We start from the raw sequence: 15741 nt of genomic DNA on the forward strand, positions 1-15741 counted from the left end.
AGGCGGCATTATAATTGCCGGATGGCGCTGCGCTTATCCGGCAATTCACAACTAATCCGGCGGTGGCTATTGCGTTTTCCCCGGCATACGCGGGTCGTCTTTGTATTCCGCTGTGGCAATCCAGGCGGCGCAGAACAGGGTCAAACGCGCGAAGAAGTAAAAGAATGCCATCAGCCCAAGCACCGAACCAAACGCCGCGCCGGAGGGGGATTTTACCAACGATGGCAGCGTGTAGGTCATGACGATCTTAATCACCTCAAAGCCAATAGCCGCAATAAATGTTCCGCGAATCAGCGCCTTCTTACGCGGTCGGTGACGCGGTAGCCGCCAGAAAATCCAGAAGAACAGCAAATAGTTGGCGAAAATGGAGATCGCCAGACCAATCAATCGCCACGCGGGTTTCAGCCACTCAATACCGTCGAGATACAGTGCCGAGATGATCATTTGCTGGGCAGAACCGGCAATGGAGGTAATCGACAGCGTAACGATCAGCGCAATCAGCAATCCAATCAATGAGACAAAATCACGCAGGTATTTAACCCATATTTTTTCCTGATCCTGCGGTGTGCGTTCCCAGAGGTCCCGCGACTGTGCACGAATAGCTTCGCGCAGGTTTCCCATCCAGTTAATACCAGAGTAGAGGGCGATTCCAAGCCCCACCAGACCCACGGTGGTACGTTGCTGAACGGCAGTATTGATGGTGTTTTTCAGCGTCGAGGCCAGCGTCGGATCGCTAACGTTGAGCAATATTTTGCTGAAGATATCCTGTAATAACGTGGGGTGTGAGGCGAGAATAAAACCGGCCGCCGCAAACGACACCATCAGGATAGGGATCATCGACAGGAACGAGAAATACGTGATGGCTGCGCCAAACTGATTTCCCATTCGGTCATTAAAACGCTCTGCTGCGCGGATCAGGTGGGCGATAACAGGTTGACGTTGAATTTTATCTGCGAAGGTTATGACTGTTTTCAGCGCCTGGTTCGCTGTGGCGTTTTTCACCGGCGTTGTGGCGGTTTGCTGTTGTTCAGGCGTAGGGTGCTTTGCGTCGTGTTCCTGCGTCATCCGATCGGTAGTCCTTATTTTGTTTACTCATGACATTATAGCCGCTCAGACCCACTTCCCGAAAAATGGGCTAATCCACATAGTCTTTCATCACACCGGTCAACCATTCCATGAACAGATGTACCCGGCGGGAAAGGTTCCGGCGATGTGGATAGAGCAAAGAAACGGGCATGGGTTCGGCCCGATATTGCGGTAACACTTCAACCAGCGTACCGGCGCGAAGGGCTTCACGCACCCCGACGCGTGGTACCTGAATAATGCCCAGCCCGGCAAGACATGCCGCATGATAGGTTTCTGTGCTGTTCACGGTCAGCATGCCGCCCGTTTTTACCCATGCAGTCCCATTGTCTGTAGCCACCTCGAAGCCCTGTGCGCGTGTTCCCAAATTGACCGAATAATGCACCACGGCATGTGAGGCCAAATCCTCCAGGCTTTCCGGATAACCAAAGCGGGCCAGATACTGTGGACTGGCACAGTTAATCTGCGTGAGTTTCCCCAGCGGTCGGGCAATCAGCCCCGAATCTTTCAGTGTGCCAACGCGTACGACGCAGTCGAAACCCTCACGAATTAAGTCTACCAGGCGGTCACTGCTGCTGAGTTCAAGCTCCAGCCCTGGATACTGATGCAAAAAGACGGGCAGGCGGGGCATGACCAGATTTCTCGCCACGCCAACCGGCATATCGACGCGCAGCTTACCGCTGATACTGGCTGGATCGTGATGGAACAACCCATCCAGTTCATCCAGATTGCTCAACAGATCTTTTGCACGTTCGTAATAGATCATGCCGTCTTGTGTGAGCTGAACGCGGCGGGTAGTGCGGTGCAGAAGCTGCGTACCCAGATGATTTTCCAGGGCCTGGATTTGGCGCGATACGCTACCTTTAGGAAGTCCAAGGGTGTCTGCCGCACGCGAAAAACTCTCCAGTTCTGCGACGCGGATGAACAACTGCATTGCGTGAATTTTATCCATTCCCATGCCCTATTGTTGTTCTGAATGAAACAGTAATGCGCAATTAGCGATATTTATTGTTCTTCTACCACCTAATAAGCTTTGTCTCAATCATCACAACATCTGAAATGAGGTTTCTTATGACGCAACGTATCGCATTAGTGACCGGTGGCGGTCGTGGGCTCGGTAAAAACGCGGCACTTAAGCTGGCGAACAAAGGAATAGGTATCGTCCTGACGTGGAACAGCAATGAAAAAGAGGCGCAGCAGGTTGTGGATGAAATTCGGCAATCTGGTGGAAAAGCAGCGGCATTACCGTTAAATGTCGGGGATATTTCAACTTTCCCATCCTTCGTTGAACAGATGAAGCACACCTTAAAGGCACAGTGGCAAAGCGAAGGGTTTGATTATTTATTGAACAACGCCGGAATCGGCATTACTGCGCCGTACTCTGCATTCACCGAAGCGCAATTTGACCAATTGCTGAGCATCCAGTTTAAGGGGCCATTTTTCCTGACGCAGAGTCTTCTTCCGCTGATGAACAAGGGGGGAAGGATCCTCAATGTCTCGACCGGCCTGGCGCGTTTTGCTCTACCGGGCTACAGCGCCTATGCCGCCATGAAAGGGGCGATGGAAGTGCTTACCCGGTATCAGGCTAAAGAGTTGGGGGAACGCGGTATTACGGCAAATATTATTGCGCCGGGCGCGATTGAAACTGATTTCGGCGGTGGGAATGTGCGTGATAACGCGCAACTGAATGCATATATTGCCTCGCAAACGGCGCTGGGACGCGTCGGGTTACCGGATGATATCGGTGATGCCATCGCCGCGTTGCTCAGCGATGAACTCGCCTGGATGACTGCACAGCGTATTGAGGTATCTGGCGGGATGTTCCTGTAACGTGCAACGTGCTTATTCAATAGGCTGCGGTAGCTGTTGAATGAGCACTTAATGCTATATTGTAATTTGTAACATATTTATTATTTTTTCAGGATATCTTATTTTCAGCTAAAAATGTATTCTCTGAAAATTAATATTAATAAGGAATTCTGCCCCTCGATAAATGAGGAATGTCTCAGAAATCTATCCTGTTCTGCCCGCTTTGTGTAATCCTTTTTCTTGAGCTGTAACTTTTCATAACTCTTGCTTTTTTATTCTTCGCTTATCGGTAGAATGACCCCTGCCAAATGGTGAGTTATTATTTTTCCTCGTGAAGAATACCCTTTCGCGTCTCAAGACTACTATTTTTTAGACGGAGAGTTAATAATGCAGGTAATAATGTTTGACAGGCAGTCAATATTTATTCATGGAATGAATATAAGTTTGCAGCAACGAATTCCAGGAGTGAATGTTCAGGGTGTCAGTCAGGCAGATGACCTTTGGCAAAAACTGGAAAATACCCCAGATGCGCTGCTCATGCTGGACGGTGATCTCGACGGTGAGTTTTGCTGCAGCTTGCTGCAACAGATTGCACACTCTTTTTCAACGGTGAAGGTGCTGATCTCTGCCACTGATTGCAGTAAGAAATGGCTGCAGGATGTGACGCAATTAAACGTGCTGGCCATTGTGCCGCGTGACTCTGATGCAGAAACCTTTACTCTGGCGCTTAACAGCGTTGCGATGGGCATGATGTTTCTTCCCAGGGATCACTTAGCGACAAACGATAGCAGTCGGCAAAATATAAAAACATTAAGCGCCCGCCAGCGGGAGATCCTGACCATGCTGGCGGCTGGTGAGTCAAATAAACAAATTGGTCGGCTGTTAAATATCAGTACCGGAACGGTAAAAGCCCACCTTGAGTCACTTTATCAGCGCCTGGAAGTTAAAAACCGTACTCAGGCGGCAATGATGTTAAATGAATTTCTATAATTGATATTTATTTCACGGTCAGACGCTATCTGGCTGTGAAATATTAACCGGCCACCTTTCTGCGTGACAAAAGCGCGTTATCCCAACACTTAGCATCCACGCAATAAAGACTTCTTGTTGAAACGGGTCGTTAAGCTGAGGTTTATTTGTGCGTATTAATGCTTGGCAGATATCCAGATCTGTGAGCAGCAGGGATTCTGCCTGCGCCATTGAAATGGGGGCAATAAAGGTTTCATCGGGTGTAATTTCATGCCCGTAGCCAATGACCCATACACCATTTTTATCCTGATACTTTTCCAGCGACAGGCCCTGCCATTGCTTGATAAATGCAATACCGGCGGAGGTAAAGTGAGCGGCGCGATGCGGCATAATGATTTCTCTTAAAAGAAAAACAGTATAAAGATAATTATCAGCAGACGTAGTTGCCATATGGCCATTTTTGGCCATAAACGCCTTACGACTTAAGGGGCGGCATTCACGTTGTAACCGGCTAAACATCCTGTCATCTCAGGCACTTTTCCCGATATGCTATTGCGTATCGCCAGGCATAACCAGTCACCCCCCGTCATTGAGGGGTAGTCGCGCTGTTTTCAACACCGACACGGATTTATCTCCAGAATAAATTTCAATGATTTTGCCGTTGTCACTGCAAAACGCATTTATTTGTTATATGAATGTGTTCTAGTCTACAGCGGCATAATTCTGCGCTGTGCCACGTTTATAAAAAGATAACGAAATACATCGTGAGGCCGCACCTTTCTGGGCTCTTTTAGGGAAGATAATGACCAATAGCGCGTTACAGGCGACATGTGCGCCATTTGAACACTGTTTGGGGATCATCCGTCAGGCGTCGGTGGAAATTTTGCTGCTGTTAGGCGTACATGTGGCAGAGGGCAAAGATCCGCGTTGGTTTCTGGAGCAACTCGATCAGGCCCGACTGAATCTGGGCGGTTGGGGGGCTGTCGCCAGACGCTTGCAGATGAATGATGCGCAACTCAGCCAGTTCACGTTGCGTTTACGCCATCTTCAACAGAGTGTGCCTCAGTATGAAAGCGGTCAGGATGTCAGTGAAAACCAGCTGATTTCCGCGCTGCGTTTTGTAGCAGCACTGGAGCAATTACGCCAGCAACAGCCGCTCCTGAACTATCAAACCGATATCGACATCGGGGGGCAGGATGCGCAGATGCGGGCGCAGCGTCAGCTTCGCGCAATAGAGTTAACGCTCAAAGCCCTCGTCGCACGGGTATGGCCAGATCAGCATCCGCTAAACAGTTTTCTGAAGCAGCACTTTGGTGCCGAACGCTTGCGTCGCTGGTTAAAGCTGGGCGAAGGACGTGATGCGCTGGACGGCATGTTGTTTAGCGAACTGGCGTTGATGGTGGTCGATAAGAAACTATTTGTTCGCCACTTTACGCAGATTTTTAATGATACGTCAGTGTTGATGCTGTTTGTCGAACCGCGCTTAACGCTGCGAATGTTTCTGGATGATTGCCGACAGGCGCGAAACGCTGTCATTGCTCAGCAACCGCTGACGTCAGTACAGCTGATGCTGTTAAATTACCAGTACCAACAAATTACGCATTCTGTGCAGCGAGCGTTTGAAGAGCGCCGAACGCGTATCAATCCTGCATCGTATCTGGAATCTGATGAGTCGACGGTTCGTCAATTCTGGGAAACGGCAAGGCAAAAAGACGAGCAGGCTGGAGGCGATAAAAAGGAAATTGCTGACAGTATCGATCCTCCTGAGAAGCGAGCGCAGCGTACGGCCGAAGAGCGCGAACAGCTGATTTCCGGCATGTTGTGGGTGGCTGTCGGTGTTATGGTTCTGGCGATCTCGCTGGGCGCTTTCTGGCTATTCAATGCACCTGCACCGCAAGCATCTTCAGGGCAAACTGTTGAGATAGTGCAGGAAGAGCCGCGGCGTGATGCGCCTTCTGCGCGAGAATCGGTGACCCGGATGGGCATTACATGGGATACCTTTAATATGCGGGCGGCTATCGATCGCAACGATACCCGCGTCACGTCGCTGTTCCTGCAAGGAGGTATGGACTGGAAGCTGGCGTGGACGGAGCAGGCATTTTCCGCGGGGAACACCGCAGTTCTGAAGCTGCTGCTGCGGTATCCCTCACAGATGGATGAGGCTAAACCCTGCCAGCAGTTTATGACTACGCTCAGTCATGCCATGTCGAATGGCGCATCACTGACGTCACTGCATAAAAGCTACCTACAAAGTTTCTGCTCGACACCGGAGGTCGTTGCTCGTCAGCAGTATGATATGGAACAGGCCCAACTGCGTGTGCGCGCAGATCCAAATGCAGAGAACAAAAAATGGCAGAAAATCCACACCGCGCTGTACGATGCCATTAACTAACGGCCCGATGCATTTCGTGGCATCAGGCCGTCAGACATTTACGGTTCACCGTACAAACCGATTAATCGGCGCACCACGCCATTCGTCCAGCCAAATCCGTCCTGCAGCGGATATTCCCCGCCGCCGCCTTCGCGCGGCGTGCCGTCAGCGATATGGTACTTTTCAATTAGCTTGTGGTGTTCATGATAAAAAACATTAACTGTTTTCAGCCAGTTACGGGCAATTTCATCACCGAGATGGTCATCGCCATACAGTTTAAACCCCTGAATCGCCATCCACTGCAGCGGTGCCCAGCCGTTGGGTTTATCCCACTGCTCGCCGGTTTCATACTCGGTTGCTAAAATCCCGCCTGGCGTGAGTAAGCGGCTGCGTACCGTGTTGGCGAGTCGGTCGGCTTGTTCATGTGTTGCCATACCGACATACAGCGGCACAATACTGGCGGCAGAGAAAAGGGCCATTTGTTCGCGCCGCCAGTCGTAATCGCGATAGCAGCCGTTTTCATCGTCCCACAGATAGCGGTTCACCGCATCGCGGCGGTCACTGGCTTTCTGGCGAAACTGCGCTTCCGTTTCTTTGTCGCCTTTCAGCGCGGAAATATTGGCGATGGTGCTTTCCAGCTTGTAGAGGAAGGCGTTCAGATCAATCGGGATGAACTGAGTGGTGCGTATGCTGGCAAGGCGGCCTGCATCGCGTAGCCAGCGCGAGGAATAATCCCAGCCGGAGGCCGCGCCCGCGCGCAAATCCCGATATACCTCATTAGGTGGTCGGCCTGAATGCTTAGCCGTTTCTACGTCTTCAAGCCAGGACTCATCGCGCGGCGTATCACGATCGTCCCAATAGCGGTTGAGCAGAGAGCCGTCCGACATTCTGATCACGTGACGGTAGGCCTGGTTGAGCACCAGGGAATCGGCGCCATCCATCCAGAATGCGTATTCCATTTTTAGATGTTCAAGGTAGCGACGCGCGCCGCGCACGCCATCTTCTTCAAACAGTTCCACCATCAGCGCAAAGACCGGCGGCTGCGAACGGCTCAGGTAGTAGGTACGGTTACCGTTGGGGATGTGACCATAGTTTTCAATCATCCAGGCAAAGTTATCCGCCATACACTTCAGCAGATCTTCGCGGCCGCTCTCTGCCAGACCCAGCATGGTAAAGTAGGAATCCCAGTAGTAGGTTTCGCTAAAACGTCCACCGGGCACAATATATGACTGCGGTAACGCCAGCAGCGAAGACCAGGGAATATGATCCTGCGGCTCGCGCGTCAGCACAGGCCACAGTTGATCGATATGTTCTTTCAGCGAGCTTGCCGGATCGGACACATATTCGCTGGTGGGGGTTTCCGGCAGCCAGAAATGGTTCTCGACAAAGCGTCGCAGGTCAAAGTCGCGGTGGCGTTTAACTTTGCGATAGCGGATTAAAATGTCCAGTGGGTCCATTTTGGGCGCACAATCAGGGAAGGTTTTGCTATCAGCAAATAGTTTGGATGACTGGACGTGTTCAAACAGCTCGAGGTAACGATCGGCGGGGGTTAACGCATCTGACGCGGGTAACCCTGCAATCATCTCCGGCTCTGGCTCTGCCTCAATCATTTCATCCAGCTTTAACTCGCACGGATCCATTTCATAAAGCAGATCGATATCGATCGTCATTTCTTCTGAAGGGGCGTGGGGTAGTTTCTGGTTGAGCATAATGAGAAAGACCTCCGATGGACGTTGAAAGATTAAGGCTATTGCCCGGTCGTCAGTTAAGCGTAGACATTCGCTTCGGTGTCTGGTGAGTAAAGCGTGCGGTTGATCACATTTTAGTGCTGCATATTATTTAGAAAATAAGACTATCCCAATGAATATAATGAAGAATTCATAATCCTGCGTGACCTGAAGATATTTCATTTTCAGAACATTCGATTGCAACGAGTTGTGAACGGAAAACCATAACAGCTTATCTCCGTAATAGGCACAGGCTATTCTATTGATAGTTATCCCCCATGTAATTGCTTGATACTTATCAAAATAATAAATCCCTTACTTTCTATGATGGTTAAGTCTGATAAAGACTATGCACTCATTATTCTAATTTTTCTGGGTCACAATAACTCACAACGGTGAGGGTAAAATAATGAAAATCATTACCCGTCTTACCGCGATAGCTATAGCTGGCGTCGTGATTTGTTATTTTGGATTATCCGGTTATGTGTGGTATCACGATAATCAACGGAGTAAACAGGCTGATGTTCAGGCCTCTACGCTGGAAGAAAATAATAAAGTATTAGGGTTTTTACGCGAAAAAGGATGCGATTATTGTCATACCCCTTCAGCGGAATTACCTTTCTATTCTTCTTTTCCTGTCGCTAAACAGTTGATGAATTACGATATTCAACTGGGATATAAATCCTTCAATCTTGAAGCCGTGCGTGCGGCACTGGTCGCGGATAAACCCGTTTCGCAAAGCGATCTGAATAAAATTGAATGGGTGATGCAGTACGACACCATGCCGCCAACGCGTTATACCGCGCTGCACTGGGCTGGCAAGGTAAGCGATACGGAGCGAGCAGAGATCCTGGGCTGGATTGCAAAACAACGCGAGCAGTATTACGCCAGTAACGATACCGCTGCGCAGCATCGTAATGAGCCTGTGCAGCCGATACCGGAAAATATCCCGACCGATGCCCGCAAAGTGGCGCTGGGCTTTACGCTTTACCACGACCCGCGTATTTCCGGTGACAGCACGATTTCTTGCGCGCACTGCCACGCCCTGAACGCAGGCGGCGTGGATGGCCGCAAAACGTCAATCGGCGTAGGCGGCGCGGTTGGCCCTATCAATGCGCCGACGGTATTTAACTCGGTCTTCAATGTGGAACAATTCTGGGATGGTCGAGCACCAACATTGCAGGCGCAGGCAGGCGGCCCGCCGTTGAACCCTATCGAGATGGCGTCTAAATCCTGGGATGAAATTATCCAGAAACTGGATAAGGATCCGCAACTCAAACAAGAGTTTATCGCGGTTTATCCGCAGGGATTCAGCGGAGATAATATTACCGATGCGATTGCTGAGTTTGAGAAAACGCTGATTACGCCAAATTCGCCGTTTGATAAATGGCTACGTGGTGATGAAGCGGCGTTAACTGCCCAGCAGAAACATGGCTATCAGTTGTTTAAAGATAATAAGTGCGCAACCTGTCATGGCGGTATTATTTTAGGCGGACGTTCATTTGAACCATTGGGTTTGAAAAAGGACTTTAACTTCGGCGAGGTCACTGCCGCAGATATTGGCCGCATGAACGTCACTAATGAATTACGTGACAAGCTGCGTCAAAAAGTCCCTGGCTTGCGTAATGTTGCGCTGACTGCACCTTATTTCCATCGCGGTGATGTGCCAACACTTGATGGTGCGGTAAAACTGATGCTGCGTTATCAGGTGGGTAAAGAACTGCCGCAGGAAGATATTGACGATATCGTGGCGTTCCTTGAGAGTCTGAACGGGGTGTATACGCCGTATATGCAGGGTAAATAGACTTTGCCCTGGTCCTGATTCGGACGTAAAAAAACCGACTTCACGTCGGTTTTTTTACGCTTCAGCCCGAGTTGGTGGCTCTGGCCGAAGTGAGATAGTTATCATCTAACGCTTCAATCCTATTACCTTAACGGTACTATTGCAAGAATGCGCTGGCAGTTACGATTAAAAGAACTGTATACTTATCCAGTTGGCTCTGTAACTTATCCCTTCCGGACGCGCGCTAAACGCTTTCTAAGTCCTGATCGGCGAAACGGGTGGTGCCGTTGGCCGATGCTCTGGCCGGAGTGAGATAGTTATCATCTAACAATGGAGCATGCCCCGTGACAGGCAATGGATGAGTAAGTGGGTGCATTCTCACTCCATCTGATGGAGAAAACGGGTGATTGATAAAGCAATCATCGTTCTGGGTGCGTTAATCGCGTTGCTGGAGCTGATCCGCTATCTGCTGCAACTTTTGAACTGATAGCGGAAACGTAACTAAGGGCAAAGAGCTAACCCCTCTTTGCCCTTTAACACTCATGAAGTGCGATTAACGCATGGTAACGAACTCTTCTGCTGCCGTTGGGTGAATCGCAACGGTGTTATCAAAGTCTTTCTTGGTTGCGCCCATTTTCAGTGCGACCGCGAAGCCTTGCAGCATTTCGTCCATTCCAAAACCAATACCGTGAATACCGACAATCTTCTCTTCCGGACCGACGCAAACCAGCTTCATGCGGCACGGCTGACGATGTGAGGTGACGGCGGTGTACATCGCGGTAAACGATGATTTATACACTTTCACCTGGTCATCGCCGTGCTGTTCACGAGCCTGCTGCTCGGTCAGGCCTACGGTGCCAATTGGCGGATGGCTGAAGACCACGGTCGGGATGTTGCTGTAGTCCAGATGTTCTTCCGGTTTGTTGTTAAACAGACGCTCAGACAGGCGACGGCCCGCGGCAACGGCAACCGGCGTCAGCTCAACGGCGCCGGTATTATCGCCGACGGCATAAATACCCGGCACGCTGGTGTTCTGGAATTTATCCACGACGATGTAGCCTTTTTCGTTGGTTTTTACGCCAGTAACTGCCAGGTTGAAGTTATCGGTGGCTGGTTCACGACCAATTGCCCAAATCAGGCAATCTACCGTTTCGCTACGACCATCTTCCAGTTGCAAGGTCAGGCTGCCGTCAGCGTTTTTAACGACCGCTTTCGGAATCGCGTGAGTATGCAGGGTCGGGCCTTCAGTGTTCATCACCTCAACCAGGGTTTCGACAATCATCGGGTCAAAGCTACGCAGCGGCGCGTGTTTACGCACGAACAGATGCGTTTGGGCACCCAGGCCGTTAATCACGCCTGCCAGTTCAACAGCGATGTAACCTGCGCCGACGACCGCAACGCGCTTCGGCAGCGCGGGCAGCTCAAAGAAACCGTCGGAGTCGATCCCGTATTCCACACCCGGAATGTTCGGATGGCTCGGGCGACCGCCGGTAGCAATCAAAATATGATCGGCAGTAATGGTTTCACCGTTCACTTCAATGGTTTTAGCGTCCACGAAGCGGGCAAAACCTTTAATGACATCGACGTTATTTTTACCCAGCACGTTGTCGTACGAGGTATGAATGCGATCGATATAGGCGGTACGGCTGGCGATCAGTTTATCCCAGTCGAACTTATTGATGGTGGTGTCGAAACCGTAATCCGGGCCGTACATATGGATCGCTTCGCGGATTTGTGCGGCATGCCACATCACTTTCTTCGGTACGCAGCCAACGTTAACGCAGGTGCCGCCCAGCTCTTTGGCTTCAATCAGCGCGCATTTCTGGCCGTACATTGCCGCACGGTTAATGGAGGCAATACCGCCGCTGCCGCCGCCAATAGCGATGTAATCATAGTGCTTGGTCATGACCGCTCCTTCATGTTCATTGTAGGGCGGAGAAGCGTTACGCCATCCGCCAAAATATTCGCGATTGTATACCTGATATTAAAAGGTTCCACCGATGGCTGCGATTACTCCGGCACGATCCAGCTTACCGAGGTATGACCGGTTCCTGCCGGAACCAGTTTGCTGTGCAACCACGGCAGGACGTTGTTCATCTGCTGCTCCAGCTTCCACGGCGGGTTAATCACAATCATGCCGGACGCTGTCATACCGCGCTGATCGCTGTCCGGGCGCACCGCCAGTTCAATTTGCAGAATTTTGCGGATGCCGGTGTCTTCGAGATCGTGGATCATGCGCTTGATTTGTTGGCGCAGAACCACCGGATACCACAGCGCATAGGTGCCGGTCGCGAAACGCTTGTAGCCTTCGTTAATACCGGTGACCACCGCCTGGTAGTCGCTTTTGATTTCGTAGGGTGGATCGATAAGGATCAGCCCGCGACGGGAAACCGGCGGTAATTTCGCTTTTAACTGCAGATAACCATCGGCTTTGGCCACGCGCGCGCGCTCATCTTTCTGGAATTCGCCGCGCAGCAGAGGAAAGTCGCTCGGGTGCAGTTCAGTTAACTGCAGGCTGTCCTGCTCACGCAACAACTGGCGGGCAATCAGCGGAGAGCCAGGGTAGTAGCGCAACTGACCGCTGCGGTTGAAGTGCTGCACCACGCCAATGTAGGGTTCCAGTTCGGCTGGCAAATCGTCCTGCTGCCAGATACGGGCGATCCCTTCCAGATATTCACCGGTACGTTCGGCATGCTCACTGCTCAGCTGATAACGGCCAGCGCCAGCATGGGTATCCAGATAGAGAAACGGTTTTTCTTTCTCTTTGAGCGACTCGATGATCAGGCTCTGGACGGTGTGTTTCAGGACGTCGGCGTGGTTGCCTGCGTGATAACTGTGGCGATAACTGAGCATGGGTAATGAAATTCCGCTGAAATGACGATTTGCCACAGTTTACAGCAGATCGGCACAGATTACCCGTAGGCCCGGTAAGCGCAGCACCACCGGGCGTCTTTCCGTCACGGTTAGCATTGAAATCCTCTACACTTAACCCCATTGTACAAATTAATATGCACAGCGCCGGATACGCGCTTCATTCACTCTTTTCAACAGGACCGCGCTAATGACCAATCCATTGCTGACTCCCTTCGAACTGCCGCCGTTTTCTAAAATTCAGCCTGAGCACGTTGTGCCTGCCGTCACTAAGGCGCTGAACGATTGCCGCGAAAACGTTGAACGCGTGGTTGCGCAGGGCGCGCCGTACACCTGGGAAAATCTCTGCCAGCCTCTGGCGGAAGTTGACGACGTGCTGGGGCGTATTTTCTCTCCGGTCAGCCATCTGAACTCGGTGAAAAACAGCCCGGAACTGCGCGAAGCCTACGAACAAACGCTGCCGCTGCTGTCTGAATACAGCACCTGGGTTGGACAACATGAAGGCCTGTACAAAGCGTACCGCGACCTGCGTGATGGCGATCATTACGCCACCCTGAACACCGCGCAGAAAAAAGCGGTCGATAACGCGCTGCGCGATTTTGAGCTTTCTGGTATTGGTCTGCCGAAGGAAAAACAGCAGCGCTATGGTGAGATCGCCACCCGCCTGTCTGAGCTCGGCAACTTGTACAGCAATAACGTGCTGGATGCCACGATGGGCTGGACGAAGTTAGTCACCGATGAAGCCGAGCTGGCTGGTATGCCGGAAAGCGCGCTGGCTGCGGCGAAGGCTCAGGCGCAAGCCAAAGAGCAGGAAGGCTATCTGTTAACGCTGGATATCCCAAGCTACCTGCCGGTGATGACCTACTGTGACAACCAGGGGCTGCGTGAAGAGATGTATCGCGCTTACTCCACGCGCGCGTCTGACCAGGGGCCGAATGCGGGCAAATGGGACAACAGCCCGATAATGGAAGAGATCCTCGCGCTGCGCCACGAACTGGCACAGCTGCTGGGCTTTGAAAGCTACGCCTTTAAATCTCTGGCTACCAAAATGGCGGAAAACCCGCAGCAGGTCCTCGACTTCCTGACCGATCTGGCGAAACGTGCCCGTCCGCAGGGGGAGAAAGAGCTGGCTCAGTTGCGCGCCTTCGCGAAAGCGGAATTTGGTGTTGATGAGCTGCAGCCGTGGGATATCGCTTACTACAGCGAGAAACAAAAACAGCACCTCTACAGCATCAGCGACGAGCAGCTGCGCCCATATTTCCCGGAAAACAAAGCGGTTAACGGCCTGTTTGAAGTGGTTAAACGTATTTATGGCATCACTGCCAAAGAGCGCACCGATGTTGACGTCTGGCACCCGGAAGTTCGTTTCTTCGAGCTGTACGACGAAAACAACGAGCTGCGCGGCAGCTTCTACCTCGACCTGTATGCCCGTGAACATAAACGCGGCGGGGCGTGGATGGACGACTGCGTCGGCCAGATGCGTAAAAGTGACGGCTCGTTGCAAAAACCGGTCGCCTACCTGACCTGTAACTTTAACCGTCCTGTGAACGGCAAACCTGCGCTGTTTACCCACGATGAAGTGATTACCCTGTTCCACGAGTTCGGCCACGGTCTGCACCATATGCTGACCCGTATCGAAACCGCGGGCGTTTCCGGTATTAACGGTGTGCCATGGGATGCGGTCGAACTGCCGAGCCAGTTTATGGAAAACTGGTGTTGGGAGCCGGAAGCGTTGGCGTTTATCTCTGGTCACTTTGAGACCGGTGAACCGCTGCCGAAGGAACTGCTGGATAAAATGCTGGCAGCGAAAAACTACCAGGCGGCGCTGTTTATTCTGCGTCAGCTGGAATTCGGCCTGTTTGATTTCCGTCTGCACGCGGAATTTAACCCGCAGCAGGGGGCGAAAATCCTTGAAACCCTGGCAGAGATTAAAAAGCAGGTTGCTGTGGTGCCAGGGCCGACATGGGGCCGTTTCCCACATGCCTTCAGCCATATTTTTGCGGGCGGCTACGCAGCAGGCTACTACAGCTATCTGTGGGCTGATGTCCTGGCGGCGGACGCGTTCTCTCGCTTTGAAGATGAAGGGATTTTCAACCGCGAAACCGGACAATCGTTCCTCGATAACATCCTTACCCGTGGGGGTTCTGAGGAGCCTATGGCGCTGTTCAAACGCTTCCGTGGTCGTGAACCACAGCTTGATGCGATGCTTGAGCATTACGGGATTAAAGGCTGATTTACCCGTCATACTTCAAGCTGCCTCTTCGGCAACTGCGCTCACTCACCCTGGTCACGTACTATTTGTACGTTCCCAGGGATTCCTTCACTTGTTGTCTTGATGCAACTCGAATTATTTAGGGTAAAGCGGAATTGAAAATCTGCTTAATTGATGAAACAGGCGCCGGAGACGGCGCCTTATCTGTTCTGGCCGCCCGCTGGGGGCTGGAACACGATGAAGATAACCTGATGGCGCTGGTAATGACGCCGGAACACCTGGAGCTGCGCAAGCGTGATGAGCCGAAACTCGGCGGCATTTTCGTTGATTTTGTCGGCGGTGCGATGGCCCATCGGCGCAAATTTGGCGGTGGCCGCGGTGAAGCGGTGGCGAAGGCGGTCGGCATTAAAGGCGATTACCTGCCGGACGTGGTCGATGCGACCGCCGGGCTGGGACGCGATGCGTTTGTACTGGCCTCGGTGGGCTGCCATGTACGGATGCTGGAACGTAATCCGGTGGTTGCGGCACTGCTCGACGATGGCCTGGCGCGCGGCTATGCCGACCCGGAAATTGGCCCGTGGTTGCAGGCGCGTTTGCAGTTGATTCACGCCTCAAGCCTGACGGCGTTAACGGATATTACGCCGCGCCCGCAGGTGGTGTATCTCGACCCGATGTTTCCACATAAGCAGAAAAGCGCGCTGGTGAAAAAAGAGATGCGCGTGTTTCAGTCGCTGGTGGGGCCAGACTTAGATGCCGATGGTTTGTTGGCGCCAGCACGTCAGCTGGCGACTAAACGTGTCGTGGTGAAGCGCCCGGATTACGCGCCGCCGCTCGCTGATGTGGCGACACCCAATGCGGTAGTCACGAAAGGGCATCGGTTTGATATTTATGCGGGAACGGCATAGGCCAGATGGTG

The 15741-nt window shown here is 51.9% G+C and carries 14 protein-coding genes; 7 read left to right on the forward strand and 7 right to left on the reverse strand.

All coding sequences use genetic code 11. From position 1 onward, the window contains the following. Positions 1–66: 66 nt before the first annotated feature. Both yhjD and OGY19_RS02745 read right to left on the reverse strand, forming a co-directional pair. The gene (yhjD, locus tag OGY19_RS02740; protein ID WP_048213638.1) at positions 67–1065 is read right to left on the reverse strand and encodes an inner membrane protein YhjD; all 999 of its coding nucleotides are present in this window, start codon (positions 1063–1065) and stop codon (positions 67–69) included. Positions 1066–1135: 70 nt separating this feature from the next. Continuing rightward, entirely contained in the window at positions 1136–2035 is a 900-nt protein-coding gene (locus OGY19_RS02745; RefSeq protein ID WP_061068776.1) for a LysR family transcriptional regulator, read from the reverse strand. Between the two features lie 119 nt (positions 2036–2154). Here OGY19_RS02745 and OGY19_RS02750 point away from each other — a divergent pair, with 119 nt between their 5' ends. Further along, positions 2155–2913: an SDR family NAD(P)-dependent oxidoreductase gene (locus tag OGY19_RS02750; RefSeq protein ID WP_048213637.1), complete on the forward strand. Its 759-nt coding sequence runs from the start codon at positions 2155–2157 to the stop codon at positions 2911–2913. A gap of 366 nt (positions 2914–3279) precedes the next feature. Further along, a complete protein-coding gene (locus OGY19_RS02755) occupies positions 3280–3882 on the forward strand; it encodes a helix-turn-helix transcriptional regulator (RefSeq protein ID WP_061066778.1) in 603 nt (200 codons plus the stop codon). Positions 3883–3900: 18 nt separating this feature from the next. Here the strand turns inward: OGY19_RS02755 and OGY19_RS02760 are convergent, their stop codons facing one another. Beyond that, on the reverse strand, positions 3901–4251 hold the full coding sequence (locus tag OGY19_RS02760; protein WP_115602372.1) for a glycoside hydrolase family protein: 351 nt from the start codon (positions 4249–4251) through the stop codon (positions 3901–3903). A gap of 412 nt (positions 4252–4663) precedes the next feature. Between OGY19_RS02760 and OGY19_RS02765 the strand changes: the two genes are divergently transcribed. Then, positions 4664–6253, forward strand: a complete 1590-nt coding sequence (locus OGY19_RS02765) for an STY4199 family HEPN domain-containing protein (RefSeq protein WP_101742795.1) — start codon at positions 4664–4666, stop codon at positions 6251–6253. A 38-nt stretch (positions 6254–6291) separates the two neighbouring features. On the opposite strand, the gene OGY19_RS02770 is transcribed toward OGY19_RS02765, so the two are convergent. Continuing rightward, entirely contained in the window at positions 6292–7941 is a 1650-nt protein-coding gene (locus OGY19_RS02770) for an alpha,alpha-trehalase (RefSeq protein ID WP_115601332.1), read from the reverse strand. A gap of 427 nt (positions 7942–8368) precedes the next feature. On the opposite strand from OGY19_RS02770, the gene OGY19_RS02775 reads away from it, so the two are divergent. Next, positions 8369–9763, forward strand: a complete 1395-nt coding sequence (locus OGY19_RS02775; RefSeq protein ID WP_061066775.1) for a cytochrome-c peroxidase — start codon at positions 8369–8371, stop codon at positions 9761–9763. A 223-nt stretch (positions 9764–9986) separates the two neighbouring features. Here OGY19_RS02775 and OGY19_RS02780 read toward each other — a convergent pair whose 3' ends face one another. Continuing rightward, positions 9987–10118: a hypothetical protein gene (locus tag OGY19_RS02780; protein WP_005122496.1), complete on the reverse strand. Its 132-nt coding sequence runs from the start codon at positions 10116–10118 to the stop codon at positions 9987–9989. 27 nt (positions 10119–10145) lie between these two features. Here OGY19_RS02780 and dinQ point away from each other — a divergent pair, with 27 nt between their 5' ends. Beyond that, positions 10146–10229 (forward strand): damage-inducible type I toxin DinQ, encoded by an 84-nt coding sequence (gene dinQ / locus OGY19_RS02785; RefSeq protein ID WP_003837776.1) that lies wholly within the window; start codon positions 10146–10148, stop codon positions 10227–10229. Positions 10230–10295: 66 nt separating this feature from the next. On the opposite strand, the gene gorA is transcribed toward dinQ, so the two are convergent. Then, positions 10296–11648 carry a glutathione-disulfide reductase gene (gene gorA, locus OGY19_RS02790; RefSeq protein ID WP_115601333.1) on the reverse strand — a complete coding sequence of 451 codons (1353 nt, stop codon included), beginning with the start codon at positions 11646–11648 and terminating at the stop codon, positions 10296–10298. Positions 11649–11752: 104 nt separating this feature from the next. Further along, on the reverse strand, positions 11753–12595 hold the full coding sequence (locus OGY19_RS02795; RefSeq protein WP_115601334.1) for a 23S rRNA (adenine(2030)-N(6))-methyltransferase RlmJ: 843 nt from the start codon (positions 12593–12595) through the stop codon (positions 11753–11755). 208 nt (positions 12596–12803) lie between these two features. On the opposite strand from OGY19_RS02795, the gene prlC reads away from it, so the two are divergent. Both prlC and rsmJ read left to right on the forward strand, forming a co-directional pair. Next, positions 12804–14846 carry an oligopeptidase A gene (gene prlC, locus OGY19_RS02800; RefSeq protein WP_115601335.1) on the forward strand — a complete coding sequence of 681 codons (2043 nt, stop codon included), beginning with the start codon at positions 12804–12806 and terminating at the stop codon, positions 14844–14846. A 134-nt stretch (positions 14847–14980) separates the two neighbouring features. Beyond that, positions 14981–15730, forward strand: coding sequence for a 16S rRNA (guanine(1516)-N(2))-methyltransferase RsmJ (gene rsmJ / locus OGY19_RS02805; protein WP_101742792.1), 750 nt, complete (start codon positions 14981–14983; stop codon positions 15728–15730). The last annotated feature ends 11 nt before the right edge of the window (positions 15731–15741 follow it).

The organism is Citrobacter sp. Cy070, assembly GCF_030332245.1.
Taxonomy (GTDB): Bacteria; Pseudomonadota; Gammaproteobacteria; order Enterobacterales; family Enterobacteriaceae; genus Citrobacter; species Citrobacter youngae.